Genomic DNA, 23,978 nt, shown 5'->3' with positions numbered 1-23,978 from the left:
GGTACGAACTCGGATGCTAGCAGCAGAACGAACCGAACGGTACGATCTGTGGCATGCCAGTTCCCAAGGGCTCGACGATCGACCCGGAGCGCACTCGCGCCGCCATGATGGAGGCGGTCACCCCGGTGCTGTACGAGCGCGGGCTCGACGGCATCGGCGTCGCCGAGCTGTGCGCCTCCATCGGGGTGTCCAAGGAGACGCTCTACCGGCACTTCGGCAGCAAGGACGGCCTCGTGGAGGCCATGCTGGAAGCGCGCAGCGAGCGGGTGACGAGCTGGCTGGCAGAGGCCGCCGCGGCCGCCGGTGACGACCCCCGCGACCAGCTCGCAGCGCTGTTCGACGCCCTCCAGCAGTGGTACGACGACCCGGTCTTCCGCGGCTGCGCGATGCTGAACGCGGCCGCCCAGCACCATGTCGACCCCGTGCGCGCGATCACCGCGCGGCACCTGGACCGCTACCTCGAACTGCTGACCGGCATCGCCCGCCGCGCCGGAGCCGCCGATCCGCACGTTCTGGGTCGGCAGCTGCTCATGCTGGTCGAGGGGGCGACCGTCGTCGCCGCACATCACGACCCGGCCGCCGCGGGTGAGCACGCCCGCCAGGCCGCGCTCACCCTGCTGTCCGCCGCCCCCCGAACCGGCCCTCAAGACTGACGCGCCGGGTCAGCTGCTCAGCGCTCTGCTTAGGCCCTGCTAGGCGCGGATGCGGAGGCCGCGCGGGGTGGGGTGGAAGCCGGCGGCTTCGAGGGCCACGGCGAGCGGGGAGTTCGCGATGGAGGCCCCATCGGCGCGTTCGACGGTGAGCTTGCCCAGCGCGCCTTCCCGTACGGCGAGTGCCAGGGCGTCCACAGCGGGCCGCAGGTCCTCCTCGGCCCCGAAGGACAGCAGGGTCCTGCCGCCACGTTCGACGTAGAGCACGAGGCGGCCCTCCACCAGCACCACGAGCGCCCCGGCCTTGCGGCCCGGCTTGTGGGTGACGTCGTCGGCCCGGTCCGGCCACGGCAGGGCCGCGCCGTACGGGTTGGCGGGATCTGCGGCGGCCAGGACGATGGTTCGCCGGGGCGAGGGGGCCGATGGGGTCGATGGGGTCGTCCACAGGTCCTCCTCGGGCGCCGGGGTGGTCGACGACGCCGATGACATGGCGCGCATCCGGTCGACCGCCCCCGGCAGGGCGAACTGGGCTCCTCCGAGGCCCTCCACGAAGTAGCCACGGCGGCAGCGGCCGCTCTCCTCGTAGGCCCGCAGCACCTGGTAGACCGAGGAGAAGCCACCGGGAAGCCGCTCGGCGGTGACGCCGCCCCTGGTCAGCACGCCGTGCCGTTCGAGCAGCACCTCCGCCTGAGCGTGGGCCCGCTGCGTGCCGTCCTCGGCCGGAGAGGGCAGCAGCCACCATCGCCCGCTCACCGTCGGCGGGCCGCTCCTCGTCGGCAATACGGCACGGCGGCGCCGGGTCGCGGGAGCCCGATGGGCGGGACGCCCGGTGCCCAGGGTGGACCGGAGGGGAGCGAGGGTGTCGCCGGTGATCCGGCCCGACCAGACCAGATCCCACAAGGCCGCCGCCAGCACCGTGTCGTCCAGCATGGCGAGCCGGTTGGACAGCTCCCGGAAGAACAGCGCCCCGCCTCCGCTCAGGATCTCCAGCACCTGCTCGTGCAGCGGTGTCATGGTGATCTCGGCCGGCGGGTGCATCAGCAGGGGAGCGGTGTCGGCGAAGTAGAGCGAGACCCAGCCGTCCCCGCCCGGCAGCGATCCCTGGCCCGCCCAGATGACCTCGCCCGACGCCGTGAGCTCGTCGAGCAGCGCGGGGGAGTAGCCGGGCACCCGGCTCGGCAGCACCAGGGTTTCGAGCGCCGAAGCCGGGATCGCCGCCCCCTGAAGCCGCTCGATCGCGCTGATCAGGGCGTCCATCGACCGCGCGGACCCGCCGCCGGACGCACGGCCCCCCGGCGCGATGCCGTGCCACACCGGGAGGAAGGCGGCCAGCACCTCGGGCGGGACGGGCTCGACCTCCTTGCGGAGCCGGGCCAGCGACCTGCGGCGGAGCAGGCGGAGCACGCCCGCGTCGCACCACTCCTCGCCGCGCCCGCCGGGCCGGAACTCGCCGGAGACGACCCTCCCGGAGGCGGCCAGGCGGCGGAGCGCGTCGTCGATCACGGCGACGCCCATGCCGAAGCGGGCCGCGGCCGTACCGGACGAGAACGGCCCGCGCGTGCGCGCGTGGCGGGCCACGAGGTCACCCAGCGGATCGGGCGCGGGCACCTGCCGCGCGGAGCCACCCGTGCTACTCGTGCCACCCCTGCTACTCATGCCGCCGGTGGGCGGGGCCTCCAGGAACTCCTGGGGAACGCCCACCGGGAGCGGCGCTCCCAGGGCGTCGCGGAGCCGCCAGGCGTCCTCGACCGCCGCCCACTGCTCGTGGCCGGCGACGCGCACCCGGATCGCCCGGCGGGCTCTCTCCAGATCGGCGAGCCAGGCCGGGTCGCCCTCGCGGATCGAGACGTCCTCGGCCAGTAAGGGGCCGTGGGAACGGAGCAGGTCGGCGAGGTCCTCGGCGTCGCGGAGCGGCCGGTCCAGCCGGGCGAGCTCCCGCTCGGCCTCCGCGATCACGTCGGGGTCGAGCAGCTCGCGCAGGTCCGCCTGGCCGAGCAGCTCGGCGAGGAGCGCCGTGTCGAGGGTCAGGGCCTGCGCCCTGCGCTCCGCCAGCGGCGCGTCGCCCTCGTACATGAATGCGCCGATGTAGTTGAACAGCAGCGAGGCCGCGAACGGGGACGCCTGGGAGGTCTCCACCTCGACGACGCGCACCCGGCGGGCCGAGATGTCCCGCATGAGCTGGACCAGGCCCGGCACGTCGAAGACGTCCTGCAGGCACTCGCGCATGGTCTCCAGGACGACGGGGAACGCGGCGTACTTGCTGGCCACGCCGAGCAGGTGGGCGGCACGCTGGCGCTGCTGCCACAGCGGGGTCCGCTTCCCGGGGGTGCGGCGTGGGAGCAGGAGGGAGCGGCCGGCGCACTCGCGGAAGCGCGCCGCGAACATCGCCGACCCTCCGAGCTCTTCGGTGACGATCTGCTCGATCTCCTCCGCGTCGAAGGCCGCCACGTCGGTCGGCGCCTCGTCGAGCGTGTCGGGGATGCGCAGCACGATGCCGTCGTCGGAGTGGACGGCCTGCACGTCCACGCCGTACCGCTCGCGCAGCCGCCGGCCGATCGCCAGCGCCCACGGGGCGTGCACCCGCGCGCCGTACGGCGAGTGGATCACCACGCGCCAGTCGCCCAGCTCGTCGTGGAAGCGCTCCACGACGAGCGTGCGGTCGTCCGGCACGTAACCCGTCGCCTCCCGCTGTTCGGCCAGGTAGGAGACGAGGTTGCCGGTGGCGAACTCGTCGAGCCCCGCCGCGCGGAGGGCGTCCGTCGTGCCCGAGGTGGACAGCTCGCGGAGGAACGCCCCGATGGCGCGGCCCAGCTCCGCGGGCCGGCCCGGAGCGTCGCCGTGCCAGAACGGCAGCTTGCCCGGCTGCCCGGGGGCGGGGGAGACGAGCACGCGGTCGGCGGTGATGTCCTCGATCCGCCAGGACGAGGCGCCCAGCACGAACACGTCGCCCACCCGCGACTCGTAGACCATCTCCTCGTCCAGCTCGCCGACCCGCGATGACTTGTCTCCCACGAGGAAGACGCCGAACAGGCCGCGGTCGGGGATCGTGCCGCCGTTGGTCACCGCCAGCCGCTGCGCGCCGGGGCGGCCCTGGAGCGTGCCCGTCACCCGGTCCCACACGATCCGCGGCCGTAGCTCGGCGAACTCCTCGCTCGGGTATCGCCCGGCGAGCATGTCCAGCGTCGCCTCCAGGGCGGTGCGCGGCAGCGCGGCGTACGGCGCGGCCTTCCGGACGACGGCCTCCAGGGAGTCGACGGTCCACTCGTCGAGCGCGGTCATCGCCACGATCTGCTGCGCGAGCACGTCGAGGGGGTTGCGAGGGTAGCGGAGCTCCTCGATCTGGCCGGTCTTCATGCGTTCGGCCACGACGGCGGTCTGGACGAGGTCGCCGCGATACTTGGGGAAGATCACGCCGCGGGAGACGGCGCCGACCTGGTGCCCCGCCCGGCCGATGCGCTGGAGCCCGCTCGCCACGCTCGGCGGCGCCTCGACGCAGGCCACCAGATCGACCATGCCCATGTCGATGCCCAGCTCCAGGCTTGACGTGGCGACCACGGCGGGGAGGCGGCCCGACTTCAGCGCCTCCTCGATGTGGGACCGCTCCTCCTTGGAGACCGACCCGTGGTGCGCCCGCACGATCTCCGGTAGCGCTCCGCCCGAGGCCCCTGCCTGCGCCATCGTCTCGGCCGGCATCCGCGGCGGCCCCTCCGTGCCGCTCCGGCCGCCGGACCACTGGTCGCGCAGGTCGTCGAGGGCCGCCGACCAGTGCGCAGGGTCGGCCTCGGGAGTGGCGGGGCCCGCGCCGGGGGCCGAGCGGCGCTCCCAGGCGAGCTCGTTGAGGCGTGTGCACAGCCGTTCCGACAGACGGCGGGAGTTGGCGAAGACGATGGTGGACCGGTGCGCCTCGATGAGGTCGAGCAGGTGCTCCTCCACATGCGGCCAGATGCTCCGCCGGTGCTCGGAGGGCTCGCCGTCCGAACCGGGGGCGGGCGGGGCCAGCTCGGTCATGTCCTCCACCGGGACGACGACGTCGACCTCGATGACCTTCTCCGACGGAGGCTGCACCACGGTGGCCGGGCGGGAGCCGCCGAGGAAGGTGGCCACCTCGCTGACCGGCCGGACCGTGGCGGACAGCCCGATGCGCTGGGCCGGCTCCGGCAGCAGGGCGTCGAGCCGCTCCAGGCTCAGCGCCAGGTGGGCGCCCCGTTTGGTGGCGGCGACCGCGTGGACCTCGTCGATGATCACCGTCTCGACGCCGCGGAGCGCCTCCCGCGCCTGGGACGTGAGAATCAGGAACAGCGACTCGGGCGTGGTGATCAGGATGTCGGACGGCCTGGCGGCGAATCGGCGGCGGTCCTCGGCCGTGGTGTCGCCGGACCGGATGGCCACCGAGATCTCCGGCGCGGGCAGGCCCATCCGCCGCGCGGTCTGCTTGATGCCGGTGAGCGGCGCGCGCAGGTTGCGCTCGACGTCGACCGCCAGCGCCTTGAGGGGGGAGACGTACAGCACCCGGCACAGCCGCTCGCGCTCCGCGGCCTTCCGCCCGCCCCTCCCCGCCGGGCCGCCGGCCACGACAGGAGACGCGGCGTGCTCGACGGCCAGGCGGTCGATCGCCCACAGGAAGGCGGCCAGGGTCTTGCCCGAACCGGTGGGAGCGACCACCAGCGTGTTCTCGCCGCGGGCGATGGACGACCACGCGCCCTCCTGCGCGGCCGTGGGCGCGGCGAAGGCGCCGGTGAACCACTCCCCGGTCACTGGGCTGAAGCTGTCGAGCGCGCTCACCCGCCCATCATGCATCGGGCCACCGACAGAAAGCGCCGCGTCCATACGGCCTGCCACGTGCCCCAGTGGGGCTATTTACCGGTTTTGCCCGTTTTCTACCCATACTTGGCCGGTGCACGACTACGACGAGCGGCTCACCGATCTGGTCTTCTCCTACATGAGGGACCGGCTGGCCATGGATCCCGTCCCGCTGGACCACCCCGGCGTCAAGGACAAGCTGGACATAGCGCTCGCCGGCCTGATCAACGCCGAGGGGAACGATCCGGCCAAGGTGCTTCGGTCATCTCGGCCGACAGCCCGCGGTTCCTGTCGTTCATCCCCGCCGCGCCGACCAAGGCCGCGCTGCTCTTCGACATGGTCGTCTCCTGCGCCTCGTTGCAGGGCATCTCCTGGCTGGAGGCCTCCGGGGCGATCGCCGCGGAGAACCAGGTGCTGCGCCTGATCGCCGACAAGGCGGGCATGCCCGGCACGGCGGGCGGCTGCTTCGTCTCCGGCGGGAGCGCCGCCGACCTGTCCGCCCTGGTCGTCGCGCGTGACACGGCCCGCCATACGGCGCGGAGGCCGCGCGTCGCGGTGAGCGACCAGGCGCACTCCTCGATCACGAACACGCTCAGCATCATCGGCGTGGACCCGCTGGTCGTGAAGACGAGCGATCACCGCCCCACCGGCGAGGCCCTCCGCGCGGCGCTGGAGGGCGACGAGGCGGGCGGCGTGATCGCCCGACGTGCGGCACCACGAACGCGGGCATCATCGACGACCTGGCCGGCGTCGCCGAGGTCGCCCGGGAGCGCGACCTGTGGTTCCACGTGGACGGCGCGTACGGCGGAGCCGGGTTGTTCGCCCCTTCGGTGCGGGGGCTGTACGACGGCGTCGAGCACGCGGACTCCTTCGTCGTCGACCCGCACAAGTGGCTGTTCGCGCCCTTCGACTGCGCGGCCCTGCTGTACCGGAACCCGCGCCTCGCCAAGGCGGTGCACACGCAGGACGCGTCCTACCTCGACGTCCTGCACACCGGTGAGGGGGAGGACTGGAATCCCACCGAGCTGTCTAGTCCTTAGCCACATCTCAGTCCATACTGATGGGTACGGCCTTCCCCGGGACCTTCTCGCCCTGCTGTACGCCCGCAAATCCAGCTACCGCGGCAAGCGACTGCGCGCCGGCCGGTCCATCGCCGAGCAGCTCGCCGAAGAGGAAGCCTGGTGCGACCGCGAGCGCGCCATCATCGTCGATCGGTACGTCGACGACGACCGGTCAGCGAGCCGCTTCGCCACGAAGGAGCGGGAGGAGTTCGAGCGGCTCATCGCCGATATCGAGGCCCGTCGGGGAAACATCGTCGTGGCGTGGGAGTCGTCCCGCCTCCAGCGTGACCTCGCGGTGTACGTGCGGCTGAGGGACGCGTGCTGGAAGGCCGGCGTCCTGTGGTGCATCAACGGCCGCGTGTATGACCTGTCCAACCGTGAAGATCGCCAAGCCACGGCCTACGACGCGATCCGCGACGAGGACGACGCCGAGGCCATCTCCGAACGGGTGCAGCGCACGCTGCGATTCAACGCCCTCGACGGGCGGCCCCATAGGACACCCCTGTACGGCTACCGCCGGGTCTACGACGAGCGCGGCCATCTTGAGCGGGTCGAGATCGACGAGGCTCAGGCCGACATCGTGCGGGAGATCGTCACCTCGATAGCCAAGGCCACGGGCGTCCTCACGCTGACGCGGTCCTTGAACGACCGCGGCGTCCCGTCGCCGACCGGAGGACAGTGGACTCGGGCCACGATTCGGACCATCGCCACCAACCCCGCATACGTCGGCAAGCGGGTCCACCGCGGCGAGGTGATCGGGGGCGCGATCTGGCCGACCCTGTTCGAGACCAACGAGGACGCGTTCCACGCGGCCGGGGCGATCCTGCGAGATCCGGCTCGGCGGACGCAGCGCGATAGCGCGGTCAAGCACCTCCTCTCCGGCCTGGCCCGGTGCCGCGTGTGCACAGGGCCCACCTGGGCAGGCAGACATCCCAGGGGACACTTCCGGTACGTATGCGAGGCGAGCGGCCATTTCGGCCTGCGGAAAGATCCGATCGACGACTACATCGAGGGCCTCCTGATCGCAGCGCTGGCCGCCCCCGACGCCGCAGAGTTCTTCGCCGTGAAGCGCGACGACAGCCGACTTGCGGAAGAGCGCGCGCAGATAGCCCGATGGAAGACCGAACTCGAAGAAGGCGAAGAGCTCGTAGAGACGGGGGAAATGACGGTCCACCGCCTGGCGAAGCTGGAGCAGCGCCTTCTCCCGAAAATCGAGGCGAGCGAGGCGAAGATTCGCCAGGCCGTGGTCAATCCGCTGTTGGTCTCCCTGATCCGTACTGACCCCGAAGAAGTCTGGATGGAATGGCAGGCGCTTGAGATGGGCAGAAGCGGACCGTGATCCGGTCCGCCTTCAGCCACATCGGAATCTCGCCTACGGGCGCCGGCCGTCGGCCGCCAGTTCGTGAGTACGTTGAGCATCGGTGGTTGCCGGAGGAGCGGGCGCTAGCCCGTGGAGCGGCCTATGCCATCGGGCGGGCGGATCGCCGCGAGTGCGGCACGGAGGGCGACCCGGGCGTAGTGGTGGGGCAGGGCCGCGTTGACAACGACCACAACCAGGCTGCCGGTCTGCCACACCTGGTAGGGGAGGCCGGCGACGCGCAGACCCGTCGCGCCAGGGACGGCCGGCTCGGTGCGGACCTGGCGGTGGATCTCGACGTGGGTCCGCCAGGCGCGGGCCTCGGTGAGCGGGTTGGGTTCCCCCGTGCCGCTGCAGGGCAGGCCGATGACGACGGGCGCGCTGGTGCGTCCACGGGTCGTGGTCGAAGGTCGGGTGTGATACCAGCCGTCCGCGGAGTCCAGATGTGCGGGCAGGCTCCGCTGGTCAGGCGGCAGCTTTCGCAGGTCGACGTCGATCCGGACGGCCGCCGTCTTCGGTCCGGTCCGGATCTGTGTGCGGATTGCGCCCGCGATCGTCCGTCGGAGCCCGGCGCCGCGCCGGGCCTTCTCGCGGCGCCGCTCTTCGTCCTTGACCTTGGACCGCGCGTAGGCGTGGGCCTGGCGGGCGGACCGGCCGCCTCTGCGGGAGTTCGTGACCGGGATCGTCAGCACGGCCCTTTTGGCGGCGGCCACCGCGGGCTTGGTCCCGGTCCGGATGCCCTTGCGGAGCTCGGTCACCAGCTTCCGCTCGCCGGCCTCCTTGAGACGCCGGTTGAGCTCGTAAAGCTGGTGGGCGCCGGTGACTCGGACGTCGATGGTCACAGCGTCGTGTCAGCGCTGATGACCATGACCTGAATTGGGGCGTTGACCTCGTCGTCGTAGGCCTCGAACTCGACGTCCATGGCGACGACGTCGGGACCGTCCACGGTGGGCGTCGCGGTCTTGATCTTGGCCGCCGGGAGGATGAACGACAGGGTGTCGTTGAACCCGGACGCGCCGATCGCCGCGCCGGCCAGGACCAGCTCGATCGCGATCGAGCTGCCCGCTTTTGAACGGGTCGTACAGCTCCGTCTTGGCGAACTCGGCGGAGAACTTCCCAGTCAGAGTGGGGATGTTGTTCTCCAGCTGCTCGCGCTTGATCCCGTTGTTGCCGATGCCGTACCGGTCGGTCGCGAGCGGCGTCGACATCTTGATCGACATGTCCTTGACGACCGTCGCCACCGCCGTGCCGCCCGTGACGGACATCACGCCGCTCGTGGTCGAGGCGGTGCCGCCCAGCTTCAGCGTCGTCGAGGCGAAGCTGAACAGGTTCGCCTAGGTGTAGGAGGCGGCGCCAGCGCTGTCGCCGTCGACTCATCCCACCCGTCCGCGCTGAGCTTGAGCATCCCGACGTCGCCGTCGCTGATGCTGAACTCCCACTCGCTGACCTTGATGCCAGTGAAGGTGAACGGCCGGACCGTGCCCGTCCCCGGCTCCGGCCGGCCGACCTGCACCGTCAGGCCAAGCCCGAACTTGCCGATCGGGATGTGCGTCTGCCGGTACGCGGTCGTGGTGGAGATCTGCAGCGGGGTCGCGGTGCTGCCGATGGCGTGCTTCCACAGCACACCCATCCCCCGGGAGGAGACCGGCAGCTCGATGTCACCCGACACGCTCTTGCGGGTCTGCGTCACCCGGGAGTTCCGCTTGAACACGCGCCCGGCCCGCAGCGTCGTGGGCTCCAGGAACCCGGGGTCGAACTTGATCCCTTCCTTCGCGAACTCCAGGAACTTCGTCACGGTGACCGGGGTGCCCACGGTCGTCTCCTGGGCGAACCCGAACTGCGCATCAAGACCTGATCCGGTGGACATCGGCTACTCCTTCTTCTGCTTGGCGTCGGCGATCAGCTCCCACGTGGCCTTGGGCCAGGCCCTCGCCCCGCCACCGAACCCGGGCTGGCCGGTCTCGGGATCGACGAGCACGTCATCGGCGGTCCCGATCACGTAGGCGTCGGCGAGCTCGGCGATCAGGTCGCCGTCGACCCGCAGGACGTCGCCCGCGGCCACCATGGGCCCGTCCGTCCGGCCTAGGTACAGGTCGTCGCCGGAGATGTGCTTCAGCCTCGCCACGTGCTCCTCCTAGATGCGGGTCTTGACGCCGACGCTGAAGACGACGCGGACCTCGGCGCCCTTGTCGGTCTGGTTCTGGAAGCAGTTGCCGACGTTTAGCGCGGCCACGGTCGGCGCGGCAACCCGAGGCTCTTGTTGGCCCGCAGCTGGTTCTCCACCGCGGCGAGCAGCACCCGGTAACAGGTGTCGCGGGCGGCCTTGATGTCGGTGTCACCACGGGCAGCGATCGCCGCGCAAGTGACCGTGAGGACCTCGTCCTTGGCTCCCGCGCCCAGGCCCGCCCAGTCCTGGGTGGCGTCCACCGCCTGGCCTTCGCTGTCGTCGACGCCGTCCCAGCCGACGACCACGAGCTCCCGCATCTGTTTGGCCGTGACTGTCGGCCCGTCGAGGACCTTCCCGGCCAGGATCGGGGCGGCGTTGAACAGGCTCACGAGTGCGTCGATGACGTCAGGAGCCCTCGATGGGGTCACACAGCCCTCCGGCATTCGGTTCGTGGATTGGGGGTCAGGTTGAACCTGACCACAGCCCTGGTCAGGTTCAACCTGACCCCGAACCGGCGATGGCGGCCCGGTCAGCCGACCAGCGGGTCGGGGTCGCCGAGGAGCTCCTGGGCGCGCCGAGGGCCCGCGAGGGTCTGGTCCTGGAGCTCGTGCGCCGGCACGAGGGATGGCGCGTGATCGGCGTGTGGGACTGACCCAGATACGCGAAACCCGGCACGAGACCGGGTTTTGACATACTTCTACCGCGAATTATGCGGCCCGAAATCGTGCAAGGTCAACGCGGGCGTTGTTCGAGCCGCTCGGCCCGCTGTCACAGAGGCGATCAGCAAGAGATCACTAAGCGTGATCAAGCGAGAACATAACCCGCTTAACTTTCGAGACCCCGCGTATGGCACGCTCGGTTTGCTGTTTGTTTACGAAGAATTTTTCTTGACAAAACCGTGCGAAATCTACTGATGATCAGTTGTATTCGAATCGAACGATTAGCCAGACCCAAAGCACTCCTCGTTGTGTGTATTGCAACACTACTATCATGCATGGGAGTGACAACCGCTGCCTACGCGGCCACCCACTACCTTCTGGGTTACAGTTCTGTCGACTGTGGCGAAATCTCTGGCAGGGACAATACCGTTTACAACGCAACCATGGCTCACGCGCATACAGTCTGGGATCGTGGCTGCGTCGCGATTGCTCAAGACGGCCCTTTCACGAGCGCGGATGTCCTCTGGGCTGACGAGACAAACAGTGCGGTGAGCTGGGACGGTGAATACCGTCACCACGCGATCTCGACGGACGAGATCATTTCAATCGGTACTACATGGATCCGTACAGTGAGTTCGACAAGCGAGTTAGTAGCGGCCCATGAGTTCGGACATGCGTTGGGTCTCGCGCATAGTTACAGCGGCCAACTCATGGCAGCCAGTGGATTCGCAACCAATACGCCGGTCAGCCAAGAAAATCTCCGACTACAACTATCTCTGGTGTAACTGATGATCACGAATCGAATTGCAATCACGCTGAGCGTGGCATCGCTGTTCGTCGGTGCAATCGTGGGAGTTCTGGTGATGCAGCTCCTTCATCGCGATCCCGCTTTCTTGGTAACCTACGCCGACCCTCGGCATGCCTTTGACGTGGGTGATGATCGCGTCCTTGCTGGTTGGGCGGACAATGTGTTCACGGGTAAGGTAGTGGCCAAGGCGGGTCAAGAAGCCATCAGTACTTCCAGTAAGTTTCCGATCACCCTATGGTCTGTTGAGGTGACATCCAATATCAAGGGAAACCTCACGGGTGCAATTACGGTTGTCCAGCAGGGTGGTTACCTTGAGGATGCGAACACGCTAACACTCATGGAAGGTGATGCCCTCCTGGCACCCGACCATGAGTACCTATTCGTGTCGCGGGGTCGTCAGGGCAGACACTGGGTTGTTCCGGCGTATGGGGACATTCCCTTTATGGATGGGTCTGTCGAGGGGAACGCAAGCCTCCGCGACCGCTGGCAGACGGCGGTTAAGAACCAACTTCCAGATGCATGGAAGAAACATCTCGAATACACGCCAAATCGAGACTAGTGCTGTGACCGGAAATGATCACCGGGTTCGCGCGTAGCCGTCCGCGCCGGTTGGATGTGCAGGACATGTCCGATCGGCGCGAGGAGGCACGGTGGCAGAACCGGTCAGGGTCCGCAGGCTGACCGATCAGGAGGGCAGAAGCTGCAGGAGATCGTGCGGCGGGGCAGCACCGGCTCGGTGCGGTATCGGCGGGCGATGATGCTGCTAGCCTCGGCTGGTGGCCGCTGATGAAGATACCATCGCAGCTGGCCACCGCGAGCGCCCTGCCTGGGATGTGTTCCCATCCGGTGAAGTGCGTCTCGCCCCCGCTCACCCTCGCTCTCGCGATAAGGCACGGCTGACACAGGTCGTCTCGCGCGAAGGCCGATTTGCGGCGGCTGGCTGAGCGGTGGCCGGACGCCTACGCCGACTGCGTGACCGACACGACCTCGCGCCGCATGGCCACCACGCGGTCTGCTCGCCTGATCAGGCGCGGGGGTCGTCGAGCAGCGTGAAGCCGTCCGCGTCGTCTCGGGTGAGGCTGGCGACGGTGAAGCGGCGGCCGGGCAGCTCGTTCACGGGCAGCCCGGCTTGCTCGGCGATCCGCGCCGCGGGCACGCGCAGCGGGGCGTCCGCGGTGTAGAGCGCGGTGACGAGCTCGGCCTGGTCTCCGAAGGTGAGGAGCACGCGGGCCTGGCCGTGCGGGATGTCGTTGCGGGTCATGGGTTGGTCCTTCCCAGTCATGCTCGCGGGGCGCTAGGGATCGCAGGCGGCTCCTGACCTCTGATCGAGAAGATCTGGTCACCGTGCTCTTGCTTGATCTGCTCAAATTCGTCGCGGAATTCTTTAAATCGGCGCCGCAACTCCCATTCGCTAAGTTCGCCAGCATCGGTGAGAAAGATCCTCAGGCACTTCTGGAGAGCTACCGCTTCGCGATGGCCGACAAGGGCCTGTTCGCGGAAACGAGTGAGTGCCTGTAAGAACTGTCCGAAGGCTGCGATGGATGCAAGCACGGCGGGTACCCAAGTCGGTGCTTGCAGGGCCAAAGCCGACGTGACTGCTAGAGCGGCTACTCCGGAACTTGATGCCAGGAGCATAAATCCGATCTGTCGGTTCCTGGCCTTCCGGATCACCCACTTGATCAGTACGTTCGCACCGTCAATGTAATTCTTTTCGTGTGGCAGTAAGTTGCCAGGCGGCTCGTGTGGTCTGAAAGCCTGCGGGTCGAATGAGTTCTGCTCGGCTAATAGCGTCTTCGGCAGTATGGCGACCGCTATCAGGTGGAGCGTGATCCACGATGTCGTCCAGTTCAGGAGGCGACGGCCCATGATTGTCCCCTTCGGCTTTCCGGATGGGTCAGAGAGGGCAAAGGCGCACCGGGGCAGATGGAAGAGTCCACTCCTCGCCGTCGGTGCGAGCTTCGCGGTCCCTGATCACTTCTTCGATCACGGCCAAGGTCTCGGCCACATCCCGTCTCACTGCGCGTCCCTTCTCATTGTCACCTGTCAGTTGTTGTGAGAAGCCTGGATACCTCATCTTTCACGATCCTTCGATGGCATGGCGCCTTGCTTGGCCACTGATAAACGTCGCGGTGGCGCGTGCGGATGAGGGTGAGAGAGCGATTGAAGGCTTGCCGTCCTCCCAGTCGATGATCCACTCCGGCTTCTCCTGCATGCCGGCACTGCCCAGCGTGTGACCGATAGCTCGGTTTTTGAATCCCTGGGCCTCAAGGTCGGCCACGCGGCGTATGAGGTCCTGGTCTTCCATGGGGCACGTCCTTCAGTAAGGGGCGAGGGTACGGCAATGATCGCATGAGGAGCGGTCGTGCCGTCGTCCTGGGGGCCTGCAGCCTGGTCGCGGACTTCGATTACCCCGATCGAGTGCGCCGCTGGCGCGGCTTCGGCCATGGGGATCACCATAAGGCCCCCGCCCTTTTCGGAGGGCGGGGGCGTCTTTCACTCTGTTTCCTTCTTGGTCCTGGACTCTTCCCAGTGCTCGCCGAGGCTGCGGTACGAGGACGCTCTCTCGAAAGAAGTGCGCCCCGTCAGATGGCCATAGGCGCTCAGCAGGGCATCCTGTTCCTTACGGCTGAGGAATGGATCCCGCAGAATGGCTGCCTCGGTCGCTGTGAACAGCTCCGCAATGTGGGCCACGAAATCCTCGGGCCGGATATCCAGGATCTGGGCGAGGTGCTCCATGTACTGGTGCGGCACCTTTTCGCCGTTCTCGTACTGCGATATGCGCGACTGATTGATGCCCAACTTGTCGGCGAGTTGCGTCTGCGTGATACCGCGCTCCTTGCGGCGGACGGCGATCAGCTGGCCTAGTGTCTTAGCGCTCATATGCGCATATTAGCATATTGCTGATACCACATCCACAGGCGAGAGGCCGTTGTGCATGCGCCCCCCGGGCCTACCCCTTCCGACAGGCCGGGGGATCCTCAGGTTCACACGCGGGCGGGAGCCGTACCGGGCGGTCGAGGCCCTGGGACGCCAAGACGTACGGCTATTGCGTGGGCAGCTGCACGACCTCGACGAGGTCCGCTAGATCGACATGCCGCGCGACCTTCCCGACGCTCCGGCAATAGGCGATGTGATAGCCGAGATGGCGGACGCGCAAGAGCTGGCGGCCGTTTAGCACGATCGGCTCGACCTCCCACCCGTCCACGCCGATCCACCTGGGCATGGCCGCATGATAGAAACCCGCAGGTCAAGCGACGACAAACGGCCCCGAGGTGCGCGCCGTCAACCTCGGGGCCGGTCTGGAGCCCTGCCAGCCCGCGAGGGCTGAGCTGGCAGGGCGCCCCGCCTGCCGATTGACGGCCAGATCGCCGGCAGGCGGGGCGGTCTAACGGGCCTGTCCGGCGAGCAGGCGCGCCCACCACTGATAGACCTCCGGGCGACGCGACCCACTGGTGTACGAGATCGGCGGCACATCAGTCCGGGGCGCGGTATGGCGGCAGATCCGGTAGACGCCGCCGTACGACAACAGCTCGTAGTGCGTCATCACGCAGGCACAGGTGAACTCCACCACCCGCCCGGAGCCGGGATCGCACTCGAACCAGCGCAGCTCCACCCTGCCGGACAGGGGCGGGCCCGGATGAGTCGCGCCGGGACAGTAGTCGTCGTTCTCGGGTGGGTCGAGGACGATCGCGGCGAGCACCGGATGGGTGGCCGTCAACTCGTCGGAGACGGCGCGCACGTCAGCGCGGTCGAGCTTCAGCTCACCCTTCACCCGCTCGATGGGCTCCGCTCTGAGCAGTCGGGCCAGGGCCTCCCGACGTCGCGCGGCAGTGGTGCCCGCCACAGTTCGGAGATGCTCCACCACCAGACGCTCGTCGGCGTCATCGAGGCGCAGTCGATTCCTGACCCTGACCATGGACTGGCCGGCGAGGAGCAGCCGGACGGCCTGGTCGCAGCGCTCGGCGGTCTGTGTTCCCGGCCGCCAGGGAGGGGCGACGCTCATGATGTGGTGGCGCGGCGGCGAACGCCTGGGAAGCGGTCACGCCGCCGCGCCGGCTCAGGGGCAATTCGATGTTCTAGACGTTCCATACGTCTAGGACGTCCAAAACGTAGATGATGTCGGGGGCGTCTAGCTGGTGCCATACGTTCACCCGCGTGACCGTTGATCACCACGACCCGACGCCGATCTACCTGCAACTCGCCGCGATCCTCCGCGAGGAAATCAGTCGCGGCGTCTACCAGCCGCGGCAGGTCCTGCCGTCGGAATCCCAGCTGGTGCAGCAACACGGCGTGGCCCGGGCGACCGTACGGCACGCGATCGAGGTCCTCCGCGAGGAAGGGCTGGTCTACACGCTGCCGCAACGGGGAACCTACCTCTCCCCGGACGCGGCCGGACGTCGTGAGTAGTTGCCGGATCATCAGCGCTGTGCCCCCTCGCGCGAGGGCGTGATGACTTCACGCCGGGCGACCATCGCCATCTCCTGCTCGTACATCAGCGCCTCCAGCTCGGCCGCCGTACGGGCCTCCACGATCAGGGGCTCAGGAACCGGCCAGGCGGCCATCGCGTAGAACCGCCGGCTACCCGCGCCGTACATGACCGTCCAGCCCTGCGACCGCTGGTCGAGCCAGCGGGCCATGCCGCGTGCCTGGCAGTCCCAGAACCGGCGGCGGTACTCGGGCGGCTTGACGCCGTCGCGGTGGCGGCCTCCGGAACGGCTCATCGCGACACCGCCTCGGCGCGAGCCTCTTGGGCGGCAACCGCGGCTACGAGCTCGTCCACGTCGTCGCCGTCGACCGTGCGTTCAGCACCCGCCTTCATCTGCGGCGTGGTGAACGGCCGCTCTCGGGTGGCCCACAGTCGCCCGGCGTCGCTCGTCAGGATCCGCCAGCCGGGGATCGTCATCGGGGGTGGGATGGCTCTATCGTGTTTCACGGGTCAGGACCTCAATTCCTGATCAAGGCCCCGGAGCACCGGTGTTCGCGCACCGGCCGGGGCCGTTGAAGCCTTCGGGTGCCATGGAAGCAACCGAGCGGTTACGGTGGGAGATGTTGACCTGTTGCCCGTTTCGGCTCGTCAACATGGTCAACAGGTCAACGCCGGCTAATCCCCCAGGACGGGTCATGACCTTTGGCGAGCGGATGCGCGCGCTCATGGATGAGCGCGGCCAGTCCCTGCGCGGGCTCGCGAAACAGATCAATTACGATGTCGGGTACCTGTCGAAGATCGTCAACGGCCGAAAGCCCCCCTCGCGGTCGGCCGCCGAGCGGATCGACGCCGCGTTGGACGCGGGCGGCAGCCTTGTCGCTCTCCTCCCACGCCACACGCTCCCGGACAACAGCGCAGGCAACGAGGCGGACTCGGCCCTGCCGTGGGTGTGGGATCCCAACGCAACGTCCGCCGCGATATACGAGACGACTATGCGCGACCTCACCCTCGATCGGCGTCAAGCGGTCAAAGCCCTCACCGTCACCGCCGGCCTCCCCCTGATCGACCCTGTGCAGCGCTGGCTGTCGGTAGCGGCGGGCATGGTGCCTGACTCGCCGAGCGCGGGTCGCATCGGCATGGAGGAGGTCGCCCAGCTTGAGACTGCGGTCGACGTGTTCCGCACGTGGGAGCACTCTTACGGCGGCGGCCTGGCCCGTAAAGCGGTCATCGGCCAGCTCGCCGAAGTCTCCGAACTACTGAAAGATGGTCTGCCCGGGCCTATTGCGCTGCGTGTGTTCGGCGTGATGGCCAGGCTGGCGAAGATCGCGGCGAATATGTCGTGGGACTCCGGCCTGCAGGGGGTGGCTCAGCATTACTACGTTCTGGGTCTCCAAGCTGCGCAACCGACGAAGGACCGGCGCTTCGGAGCCGGCATTCTCGCCTCGATGGCGCGGCAACTGCTGTACCTCGATCGGCCCGGCGACGCTCTCGAACTCGTCCGGCTTGCCCTCGACGGCACCCGCACCAAGGGGGCTGGGCGCCTGCGCGCCATGCTCCACACCCGCGAGGCATGGGCCTACGCCGGCCTTGGCCGCGTCGAGGCGTTCCGGCGCGCTACCGGAACCGCCGAAGAGGCGCTCACCGGGGCCAGTGACGACGAGGGCGGTTCTTTCGACGAAGCCGAACTGGCGGGAGTCACCGGCGGCCGGTACCTCGACCTGGCCCGGAACGACGTCCGGTTCGCCGACGAGGCCGTGACCTACATCCAGCGTGCGATCGACCTGCGGGCCCGCTCTGCCGGTCGAAGTCTCGCTCTGGACTACACCGGGCTGGCACATGCTCACATGATCCGGGGCGACGTCGACGCCGCCGTGATCGCGGGGGGCGCTGCGGCGGCCGCGGCCGGGCGGGTTACATCCGACCGTGTGCGAGCTCAGCTGCGTCATCTGGATCAGGCTCTGGCCGAACGGCCGGCGGCGGGAGTCGCTGATCTCCGGGCGCGGCTGCAGTCAGCCACGGCAAACTGAGCCCGATTCGAGAGGGACATTATGCGTATCGGCGTCACGGGCCACACGAACATCACCAACGACACGCAGCGGCTTGTGTTCGACGCCCTGTGCGATCTCCTGCGTGAGCAGGTGGACGAGCAACTCGTGGGTGTGTCGTGCATCGCTCGGGGCGCGGATTCGGTGTTCGCCGAGGCGGTTCTCTCGGTCGGTGGCGCCCTGGAGGTCGTCCTTCCGTCGCAGGACTACCGGGAGGCGAAGGTCAAGCCAGATCATGCTGACCAGTTCGACGCGCTCATCGCCCGGGCCTCACAGGTGCGGGTGATGAACCACCCTTACGCCAATCGCGATGCGTACGAGTCGGCCAACGAAGCCGTGTTGGGTAGCGTCGACAAGCTGGTCGCGGTGTGGGATGGGCAGCCAGGGGGCCGGTCAGGGACCGCCGATGTGGTGGCCGAGGCGCGACGGCGCGGGTTGCCCATCACGGTGGTGTGGCCTGATGGGGCATGCCGCGAGGCTTGATGCCCTGACCTTACGGCTCGACCTGCAGATCGCATCGGTCGATGATCGTGTTCGCGGTCATTTCGCGGACGACCGCCCCGTCGACCGTGATCCGGCACTTGATGCCGCTGGACAGTCCGGACGCCTGCGCCTGCAAGCTCAGCCGCGGGACCACGCCGAGCACCTTGACGGACTGGGCGTACGGCAGCGTCACTCCACGCTGCTCCTTGGTGTCGAGGCCGACCCCGTAGGTGAGGTCTGCCGCCTTGGCGGTAGCCCCGCCGGTGGCGGCCACCTCGAACACCACCGTGTGGGTTATCGCGACGGTGCCGGAGTGGCCGGACGCGTTGACGATGATGGCGCAGCCGCCGAACAGCAGGATGAGGACTGCGGCGATGATGGCCAGGATGAGCCCGACGTTGGTTTTCTTCGGCGGCTGTGGCGGGTAGCCGTACCCCGGCGGCGGGCCGTAGGGCTGCTGGCCCGGCTGGGTTTGCCACTGGCGCGGATCCTGGGGGCCGTGCTGGTATGCCATCGAGGGGACTCCGGGGCTGGGGGCGCGTGTCGGGCCGATGGACGAATGTTGCTTCCAGAGACCCGCGGAGTCGCTACGAAAGGCCAGAATTCACCAGTACGCCACTGTTTCGTCAGTGGTTGGCCGCGCGCCGCTCCCCGATACCGGCCTCGTCCAGGCGCCGACGGCGCCGCTCGCGGAGGTCGACCACGCCGAGGCGGGCGCGCTGCACCGCGAGCAGCGTCTGGCCCTTGCGCATGAGCTCGTGCACGGACTGCTTGGTGATGCCGAGTATCCGGGTGATGTCGCCGAGGGTGTAGTCGCCGCCCTCGTCGGCCGCCCGGGCGGCGCGGGCGATCGCGCGGAGCTTGCAGTCGCGCAGGTAGGCGGTGAGCTCGTCGGCGAGCACGAGGTTGGCCGGGTCGTCGGCCATGTGGTCTTCCAGCCGGTTGAAGAACCGGGCGAGGTTCGCGGCGAGCTCGGCGGGCTCGGTGACGCGCTTCTCGCGAGCCGGAGCGGCCGGCGTGGGGGAGGAGTCGGCCGCTGCGCTGGTCGTCGTTCCGGGGTCAGGTTGAACCTGACCTGTGCGGAAGTCAGGGCGAACCTGACCAGAGGCGTCGTATCGTGCGGGGGTGGACATCGGGGTCCTCTCGTGTGGGTACGAGAGTCATGGTTAACGAAATGCAACCGACTACGCCTACCACCTGACCAGGCGAGCCCGCGGCCTGCCGCTGTGGTTCTCCCTCGCCGTCCACGGCGTCGGCGCGTACACGGAGGCGATCGAGAAGGCCCTGTCCCTCGCCCGGCGCGGCGCGGACCTGATCAGGGAGAACGCGAAGCTCGAACTGATCCGGGAGCCGACGCTGTCGGCCGTGCTGTTCCGGGAGCCGACGCTGTCGGCCGTGCTGTTCCGGCGGAGGGGCTGGACGCGCGACGACTACCTGAGCTGGTCGGAGCGCCTGCTCGCGGGGCAGATCGGCTTCGTCACGCCCACCGGCTGGGAGGGCGAGACCGTGGCCAGGTTCGCCTTCTCCACCCCAACACCACGATCGACATCGTGGAGGAGATCCTTGCGACCATGTAGGCATGGACATTGACTACGCGGCCATCGAGGCGGAGCGCGAGCGCATCCGCGGGCGCTACCTGAGCGAGCGCCGTGGCCCGAGCAGCGCGAGGGGTCTGCACCACTTCGCGCTGATCTCGTCCGACGTCGAGCGCACGATCCGCTTCTATGACGAGCTCCTGGAGTTCCCTCTCACGGAGATCTTCGAGAACCGGGACTACCGGGGCTCCAACCACTTCTTCTTTGACATCGGCAACGGCAACCTGCTGGCCTTCTTCGACCTCCCGGGGCTCGACCTGGGGCCGTACAAGGAGGTCCTGGGCGGGCTGCACCACATCGCGATCTCGGTGGAGCCGTCCACCTGGGAGCGGCTGAGGGGCAAGCTCGACGCCGCCGGCGTGCCGTACCAGGAGGAGAGCGGCACCTCGATCTACTTCCGCGATCCGGACGGCGCGCGCCTCGAACTGCTCGCCGACCCTCTCGGCGAGATGTACGGCACGCGAGTGCTCTGAACGGGCGGCCATACTGGAACTCATGCGCCTCACTGACTTCTGGAACCGGATGCACCGCCATTTCGGCGAGGCATACGCGGAGTCGTGGGCCAGGGACTACGTCATCGCCGGTCTGGGCGGGCGGACGGTCGAGCAGGCCCTCGCCGACGGCGTGGCGGCCAAGCAGGTCTGGCACGCCGTCTGCCAGGTCGTCGACGTGGACGCCAAGCTCCACTGACTCCCGTTCCCCGCTTGCGGTCATCCTTCCTCGCGCTCATCTACTTGAATGGTAGTTGAGTGCTTGTTATCGTGTTTAATACATGAGCCAGGAGGAAGCGAATGAACGCTGAAGAACTCTCCCCTGACCAGGCACTGCAGGAGATCGGCCGGGTGGACCAGCGGGTCCGGCATTCCGCGCGCGGCGGCGGCTGGATGTTCCTGATCATGGGGGTCGCCACAGTGGCCTACTGGCCCGCCATGTTCCTCGGCCGCGGCCTGGTGCCGCTCGCCGGGGGCGTGGGCTGGGTCGCGCTGACGATCGCGTTGTGTGTCTACTGCACGCGAAGGCGGGTGCACGACCGGCTTTTCAACCGGACCAGCCGCTCGGTGACGGCGGCATACGCCGTGACCACGTTTCTGGTGTTCGTCTTCGGCACGTTCCTCATGCCGGAACGGCCCTCGCCCGGCTGGATCACCACTCTCGTCGCGATATCCCTGATCGCGGGACTGCCCCCGATGTACGCCGGGTGGCGGATTCTGGGGAAGGGATGACGACGCACCCGCGGCACGAGCTGGACGAGGTCATCCACGCGCCGGTCCGGCTGTCGATCATGGCGGCCCTGGCGGCGGCGGAGAAGGCCGACTTCCGCTTCCTGCGCGACACGATCGAGGTCAGCGACTCCCTGCTCTCCAAGCACATCCTCACTCTCGAAGAGGCCGGATACGTCCGCGTGGAGAAGACCTTCGTCGGAAAGCGGGCGCGCACGTGGCTCTCGCTGACCGACCGCGGACGGGGCGCGTTCACCGCCTACACCGACGTGCTCCGACGGATCACTGAAGGGATCCCCCGTGCTTGAAATCCAGGAACTGCGCAAACGCTACGGAGACACGACCGCGCTCGACGGGGTGGGCTTCGCCGTACGGCCGGGCGAGATGTTCGGCTTCGTCGGTGCGAACGGCGCAGGCAAGACGACCACCATGCGGATCATCATGGGGGTGCTCCAGGCGGACTCGGGCGAGGTGCGCCATTCCGGTCGTGCCCTGACATACGAGGACCGCCGCCGGTTCGGCTACATGCCCGAGGAGCGCGGGCTCTACCAGAAGATGAAGGTGGCCGACCAGGTCGAATACTTCGGCAGGCTACGCGGGCTCGGCCAGGCCGCCGCCCGCCAGGCCACCGGCGAACTGCTCGAGCGGCTCGGGCTGGCCGGGCGGCGCGACGACGCGGTGGAGGCGCTGTCCCTGGGCAACCAGCAGCGCGTCCAGCTCGCGGTCGCGCTCGTGCACGCCCCTTCGGTCCTGGTGCTCGACGAGCCGTTCTCGGGCCTGGACCCGCTCGCGGTGGACGCGCTGGCCGGCGTGCTCAAGGACAGGGCCGCGTCCGGAGTGCCGGTGATCTTCTCCAGCCACCAGCTCGACCTGGTCGAACGGCTCTGCGACTCGGTCGGCATCATCTCGCACGGGTGGATGGTGGCCTCCGGGTCTGTCGCCGCTCTCCGCGAAAGGGAGGGCCGCATAAAGGTCATCGTCCGGGGTGCGTCCCCCGGCTGGGCCGACGGGCTGCCGGGCAGCGTCACGGCCGAAGGCGATCGCCAGGTGCTCATCAGCGAGGGCGGGGACGATCAGGAGATCCTCCGCACCGCCGTACAGGCTGGAACGGTCGAGCATTTCGGGTGGCAGCGGCCCACGCTCGCGGAGATCTTCAGGGAGGCTGTCGCATGAACGGGCTGTTGCTGGTCGCGCGGCGGGAGATCCGCACGCGCATCAGGACGAAGGGTTTCCTCATCAGCCTCGCGATCAGCGCGTCGCTGGTGGTCGCGGCGGCGTTCGTGCCGAAGTGGTTCTCCGGCCCCGACACTTACACGGTCGGTGTGGTGGGCGCCGTCCCCGCCGCCGTCGGCCAGGTCAAGTTCACGAAATATCCGGATGAGGCGGCCGCACGCAAGGCGGTGACCGACGGTGACGCCGACGCCGCCCTGATCGACGACCAGAAGGTCCTGGCCGACGGCGAGCTCGGCCGGGGACTCGGGCTGATCCTGGAGAGCGCGCATCGCGAGGCTCGGATCAAGGCGGCCGGCCTCGAGATCACGCCGCTGCGCGTGGAGTCCATGGGGACCGGCAACGGCGTGCGCACCGGCATCGCGACACTGCTGGTGCTGGTGCTGTTCTTCCTGCTCATCTATTCGGCCATGTACGTCGCGATGGGCGTCGTCGAGGAGAAGGGCAACCGGATCGTGGAGATCCTTCTCACCTCGGTACGGCCGTGGGAGCTGCTCGGCGGGAAGATCGTCGGCCTGGGCGCGCTGGGCTTGATCAACCTTGGGGTCGTCATCGGCGCCGGCCTGGGCGCGTCCGCCGCCACCGGGCTCGCCGCCGATCTCCCGCCGGACATGGCCGGCATCGTGATCGGCGCGGTTTTGTGGTTCGTGCTCGGCTACGCCTTCTTCTCCGCGCTCGCCGCCGCGTTCGGCTCGCTGGTCTCCCGCCAGGAGGAGCTCAACACCGTGCTGACGCCGATGACGATGCTGATGACTCTCACCTACCTGGTGGCGTATCTCGCCGCCGTCCAGCCCACGGGCACGGTCGCCCGCATCCTGTCGCTGGTGCCGCCGTTCTCCTCGATGGTCATGCCGGTGCGTACGGCGGCGGCCGAGGTGCCGGTCGGGGAGGTCGCCCTGTCGGCGGCCCTCATGGTGGTGGCCGTGGTCGTCATGCTGCTGGTCGGGGCCCGGATCTACCAGAGGGCCGTCCTCCGCACCGGCGCCCGCGTCAAGCTGACAGAAGTCGTGCGGCAAGGCGGCCAAGGGTTACGTCGATGATCTGGACCTTGCCGGGCAGCGATTCGCGGCCGTCCCACCACGTGAGGTCGGCGATCTCGTCGTTCGGGATGAACCCGTCCCGCGGCGCGGCCTGGGCGGTGTAGATGGCGCTGTACTCGGCGCGCCCGCCGAGAAGGAACTCGGCATACCCGGCGAAGGCCAAGCCGGAGTCGGTCACCTCGTGACCGGTCTCCTCGCGCAACTCGCGCACGGCCGCCTCGCGCGGTGTCTCCCCGGGATCGATCCTGCCGCCGGGCAGCTCCCACTGCCCGCGGAACCGGTCGAACACGAGCAGGAGCCGGTCACCGCACCAGAGGGCGACCAAGGACGACGGCAGCGGGGCGTCGTCGAGACGGACATCCTCCAAGACGCGATGGAACGCCACCAGCGCGTTGCCCGCCGCCTCGTCAACGGCGAGAGGCTCGCTCATCGGGCGC

General features: G+C 68.6%; 31 protein-coding genes and 3 pseudogenes. 18 read left to right on the top strand and 16 right to left on the bottom strand.

All coding sequences use genetic code 11. The features are described from left to right. The first annotated feature begins 53 nt into the window (after positions 1-53). The gene (locus ABH927_RS08045; RefSeq protein WP_370019503.1) at positions 54-653 is read left to right on the top strand and encodes a TetR/AcrR family transcriptional regulator; all 600 of its coding nucleotides are present in this window, start codon (positions 54-56) and stop codon (positions 651-653) included. Positions 654-692: 39 nt separating this feature from the next. On the opposite strand, the gene ABH927_RS08040 is transcribed toward ABH927_RS08045, so the two are convergent. Then, on the bottom strand, positions 693-5,447 hold the full coding sequence (locus tag ABH927_RS08040) for an ATP-dependent helicase (RefSeq protein WP_370019501.1): 4,755 nt from the start codon (positions 5,445-5,447) through the stop codon (positions 693-695). Between ABH927_RS08040 and ABH927_RS08035 the strand changes: the two are divergent. The 3 genes and pseudogenes from ABH927_RS08035 to ABH927_RS08025 form a co-directional block, all read left to right on the top strand. Beyond that, positions 5,442-6,089: pseudogene (locus tag ABH927_RS08035) on the top strand (pyridoxal-dependent decarboxylase); the annotation flags it as partial. The gene ABH927_RS08040 and the pseudogene ABH927_RS08035 sit on opposite strands and share 6 nt — an antisense overlap. A 74-nt stretch (positions 6,090-6,163) precedes the next feature. Continuing rightward, positions 6,164-6,490 (top strand): annotated as a pseudogene (locus tag ABH927_RS08030) (pyridoxal-dependent decarboxylase); the annotation flags it as partial. Continuing rightward, positions 6,447-7,850 carry a recombinase family protein gene (locus ABH927_RS08025; protein WP_370019684.1) on the top strand — a complete coding sequence of 468 codons (1,404 nt, stop codon included), beginning with the start codon at positions 6,447-6,449 and terminating at the stop codon, positions 7,848-7,850. The pseudogene ABH927_RS08030 and the gene ABH927_RS08025, both read left to right, overlap by 44 nt. A 104-nt stretch (positions 7,851-7,954) precedes the next feature. Here ABH927_RS08025 and ABH927_RS08020 read toward each other — a convergent pair whose 3' ends face one another. Then, a complete protein-coding gene (locus ABH927_RS08020; protein WP_370019499.1) occupies positions 7,955-8,710 on the bottom strand; it encodes a hypothetical protein in 756 nt (251 codons plus the stop codon). A 313-nt stretch (positions 8,711-9,023) separates the two neighbouring features. Between ABH927_RS08020 and ABH927_RS08010 the strand changes: the two genes are divergently transcribed. Next, on the top strand, positions 9,024-9,206 hold the full coding sequence (locus tag ABH927_RS08010) for a hypothetical protein (RefSeq protein WP_370019690.1): 183 nt from the start codon (positions 9,024-9,026) through the stop codon (positions 9,204-9,206). Here the strand turns inward: ABH927_RS08010 and ABH927_RS08005 are convergent. The 3 genes from ABH927_RS08005 to ABH927_RS07995 form a co-directional block, all read right to left on the bottom strand. Next, on the bottom strand, positions 9,169-9,735 hold the full coding sequence (locus ABH927_RS08005; RefSeq protein WP_370019495.1) for a phage tail tube protein: 567 nt from the start codon (positions 9,733-9,735) through the stop codon (positions 9,169-9,171). The genes ABH927_RS08010 and ABH927_RS08005 overlap by 38 nt on opposite strands. A gap of 3 nt (positions 9,736-9,738) precedes the next feature. Next, positions 9,739-9,993, bottom strand: a complete 255-nt coding sequence (locus ABH927_RS08000; protein WP_370019493.1) for a hypothetical protein — start codon at positions 9,991-9,993, stop codon at positions 9,739-9,741. Positions 9,994-10,088: 95 nt separating this feature from the next. Then, the gene (locus tag ABH927_RS07995) at positions 10,089-10,463 is read right to left on the bottom strand and encodes a hypothetical protein (RefSeq protein ID WP_370019492.1); all 375 of its coding nucleotides are present in this window, start codon (positions 10,461-10,463) and stop codon (positions 10,089-10,091) included. A gap of 89 nt (positions 10,464-10,552) precedes the next feature. Here ABH927_RS07995 and ABH927_RS07990 point away from each other — a divergent pair, with 89 nt between their 5' ends. The 4 genes and pseudogenes from ABH927_RS07990 to ABH927_RS07975 all read left to right on the top strand — a co-directional run. Continuing rightward, positions 10,553-10,687 (top strand): hypothetical protein, encoded by a 135-nt coding sequence (locus tag ABH927_RS07990; protein ID WP_370019490.1) that lies wholly within the window; start codon positions 10,553-10,555, stop codon positions 10,685-10,687. A gap of 261 nt (positions 10,688-10,948) precedes the next feature. Then, positions 10,949-11,479, top strand: coding sequence for a matrixin family metalloprotease (locus ABH927_RS07985; RefSeq protein WP_370019682.1), 531 nt, complete (start codon positions 10,949-10,951; stop codon positions 11,477-11,479). A gap of 3 nt (positions 11,480-11,482) precedes the next feature. Continuing rightward, complete coding sequence (locus ABH927_RS07980) at positions 11,483-12,061, top strand: hypothetical protein (protein WP_370019488.1); 579 nt, start codon at positions 11,483-11,485, stop codon at positions 12,059-12,061. Between the two features lie 91 nt (positions 12,062-12,152). Continuing rightward, positions 12,153-12,283 (top strand): annotated as a pseudogene (locus ABH927_RS07975) (IS630 family transposase); the annotation flags it as partial. A 243-nt stretch (positions 12,284-12,526) separates the two neighbouring features. Here the strand turns inward: ABH927_RS07975 and ABH927_RS07970 are convergent. The 6 genes from ABH927_RS07970 to ABH927_RS07945 all read right to left on the bottom strand — a co-directional run bounded on the left by ABH927_RS07970 (position 12,527) and on the right by ABH927_RS07945 (position 15,505). After that, positions 12,527-12,763 carry a hypothetical protein gene (locus ABH927_RS07970; RefSeq protein ID WP_370019486.1) on the bottom strand — a complete coding sequence of 79 codons (237 nt, stop codon included), beginning with the start codon at positions 12,761-12,763 and terminating at the stop codon, positions 12,527-12,529. Positions 12,764-12,780: 17 nt separating this feature from the next. Beyond that, the gene (locus tag ABH927_RS07965; protein ID WP_370019484.1) at positions 12,781-13,368 is read right to left on the bottom strand and encodes a hypothetical protein; all 588 of its coding nucleotides are present in this window, start codon (positions 13,366-13,368) and stop codon (positions 12,781-12,783) included. 211 nt (positions 13,369-13,579) lie between these two features. Beyond that, entirely contained in the window at positions 13,580-13,807 is a 228-nt protein-coding gene (locus ABH927_RS07960) for a hypothetical protein (protein WP_370019482.1), read from the bottom strand. A 188-nt stretch (positions 13,808-13,995) separates the two neighbouring features. Then, entirely contained in the window at positions 13,996-14,382 is a 387-nt protein-coding gene (locus tag ABH927_RS07955) for a helix-turn-helix domain-containing protein (RefSeq protein ID WP_370019480.1), read from the bottom strand. Positions 14,383-14,545: 163 nt separating this feature from the next. Beyond that, positions 14,546-14,725: a transposase gene (locus ABH927_RS07950; RefSeq protein ID WP_370019478.1), complete on the bottom strand. Its 180-nt coding sequence runs from the start codon at positions 14,723-14,725 to the stop codon at positions 14,546-14,548. A 162-nt stretch (positions 14,726-14,887) separates the two neighbouring features. After that, positions 14,888-15,505, bottom strand: a complete 618-nt coding sequence (locus ABH927_RS07945; RefSeq protein WP_370019477.1) for a hypothetical protein — start codon at positions 15,503-15,505, stop codon at positions 14,888-14,890. A 152-nt stretch (positions 15,506-15,657) separates the two neighbouring features. Between ABH927_RS07945 and ABH927_RS07940 the strand changes: the two genes are divergently transcribed. Beyond that, a complete protein-coding gene (locus ABH927_RS07940) occupies positions 15,658-15,909 on the top strand; it encodes a GntR family transcriptional regulator (protein ID WP_370019475.1) in 252 nt (83 codons plus the stop codon). Between the two features lie 11 nt (positions 15,910-15,920). On the opposite strand, the gene ABH927_RS07935 is transcribed toward ABH927_RS07940, so the two are convergent. Both ABH927_RS07935 and ABH927_RS07930 read right to left on the bottom strand, forming a co-directional pair. Continuing rightward, on the bottom strand, positions 15,921-16,223 hold the full coding sequence (locus ABH927_RS07935; protein ID WP_370019473.1) for a hypothetical protein: 303 nt from the start codon (positions 16,221-16,223) through the stop codon (positions 15,921-15,923). Continuing rightward, positions 16,220-16,435: a hypothetical protein gene (locus ABH927_RS07930; RefSeq protein ID WP_370019471.1), complete on the bottom strand. Its 216-nt coding sequence runs from the start codon at positions 16,433-16,435 to the stop codon at positions 16,220-16,222. Before ABH927_RS07930 ends, ABH927_RS07935 begins: the two co-directional genes overlap by 4 nt. 188 nt (positions 16,436-16,623) lie before the next feature. Between ABH927_RS07930 and ABH927_RS07925 the strand changes: the two genes are divergently transcribed. After that, positions 16,624-17,955 carry a helix-turn-helix domain-containing protein gene (locus tag ABH927_RS07925; RefSeq protein ID WP_370019469.1) on the top strand — a complete coding sequence of 444 codons (1,332 nt, stop codon included), beginning with the start codon at positions 16,624-16,626 and terminating at the stop codon, positions 17,953-17,955. A 21-nt stretch (positions 17,956-17,976) separates the two neighbouring features. Next, positions 17,977-18,456, top strand: a complete 480-nt coding sequence (locus ABH927_RS07920) for a hypothetical protein (RefSeq protein ID WP_370019467.1) — start codon at positions 17,977-17,979, stop codon at positions 18,454-18,456. 10 nt (positions 18,457-18,466) lie between these two features. Here the strand turns inward: ABH927_RS07920 and ABH927_RS07915 are convergent, their stop codons facing one another. Both ABH927_RS07915 and ABH927_RS07910 read right to left on the bottom strand, forming a co-directional pair. Further along, complete coding sequence (locus ABH927_RS07915) at positions 18,467-18,970, bottom strand: MmpS family transport accessory protein (protein ID WP_370019465.1); 504 nt, start codon at positions 18,968-18,970, stop codon at positions 18,467-18,469. 112 nt (positions 18,971-19,082) lie between these two features. After that, positions 19,083-19,589, bottom strand: coding sequence for a hypothetical protein (locus ABH927_RS07910; RefSeq protein WP_370019464.1), 507 nt, complete (start codon positions 19,587-19,589; stop codon positions 19,083-19,085). Positions 19,590-20,035: 446 nt separating this feature from the next. Here ABH927_RS07910 and ABH927_RS07905 point away from each other — a divergent pair, with 446 nt between their 5' ends. From ABH927_RS07905 to ABH927_RS07880, 6 genes are all read left to right on the top strand, one after another. Further along, positions 20,036-20,524, top strand: a complete 489-nt coding sequence (locus ABH927_RS07905) for a VOC family protein (RefSeq protein WP_370019462.1) — start codon at positions 20,036-20,038, stop codon at positions 20,522-20,524. Positions 20,525-20,546: 22 nt separating this feature from the next. Further along, positions 20,547-20,741, top strand: a complete 195-nt coding sequence (locus ABH927_RS07900; RefSeq protein ID WP_370019460.1) for a DUF3046 domain-containing protein — start codon at positions 20,547-20,549, stop codon at positions 20,739-20,741. A gap of 101 nt (positions 20,742-20,842) precedes the next feature. Next, positions 20,843-21,274, top strand: a complete 432-nt coding sequence (locus ABH927_RS07895) for a hypothetical protein (protein WP_370019458.1) — start codon at positions 20,843-20,845, stop codon at positions 21,272-21,274. Next, positions 21,271-21,579 carry a winged helix-turn-helix domain-containing protein gene (locus ABH927_RS07890; RefSeq protein ID WP_370019456.1) on the top strand — a complete coding sequence of 103 codons (309 nt, stop codon included), beginning with the start codon at positions 21,271-21,273 and terminating at the stop codon, positions 21,577-21,579. The genes ABH927_RS07895 and ABH927_RS07890 overlap by 4 nt, the downstream gene beginning before the upstream one ends. Beyond that, positions 21,572-22,444 (top strand): ABC transporter ATP-binding protein, encoded by an 873-nt coding sequence (locus ABH927_RS07885; protein ID WP_370019454.1) that lies wholly within the window; start codon positions 21,572-21,574, stop codon positions 22,442-22,444. The genes ABH927_RS07890 and ABH927_RS07885 overlap by 8 nt, the downstream gene beginning before the upstream one ends. Next, positions 22,441-23,541, top strand: a complete 1,101-nt coding sequence (locus ABH927_RS07880) for an ABC transporter permease (RefSeq protein WP_370019452.1) — start codon at positions 22,441-22,443, stop codon at positions 23,539-23,541. The genes ABH927_RS07885 and ABH927_RS07880 overlap by 4 nt, the downstream gene beginning before the upstream one ends. On the opposite strand, the gene ABH927_RS07875 is transcribed toward ABH927_RS07880, so the two are convergent. Next, positions 23,492-23,971 carry an NUDIX hydrolase gene (locus tag ABH927_RS07875; protein ID WP_370019451.1) on the bottom strand — a complete coding sequence of 160 codons (480 nt, stop codon included), beginning with the start codon at positions 23,969-23,971 and terminating at the stop codon, positions 23,492-23,494. The genes ABH927_RS07880 and ABH927_RS07875 overlap by 50 nt on opposite strands. Positions 23,972-23,978: the final 7 nt, after the last annotated feature.

It is taken from the genome of Planotetraspora sp. GP83, from assembly GCF_041262585.1.
Lineage (GTDB): Bacteria > Actinomycetota > Actinomycetes > Streptosporangiales > Streptosporangiaceae > JAOEGB01.
This window is presented reverse-complemented; position numbering and strand designations above follow the sequence as displayed.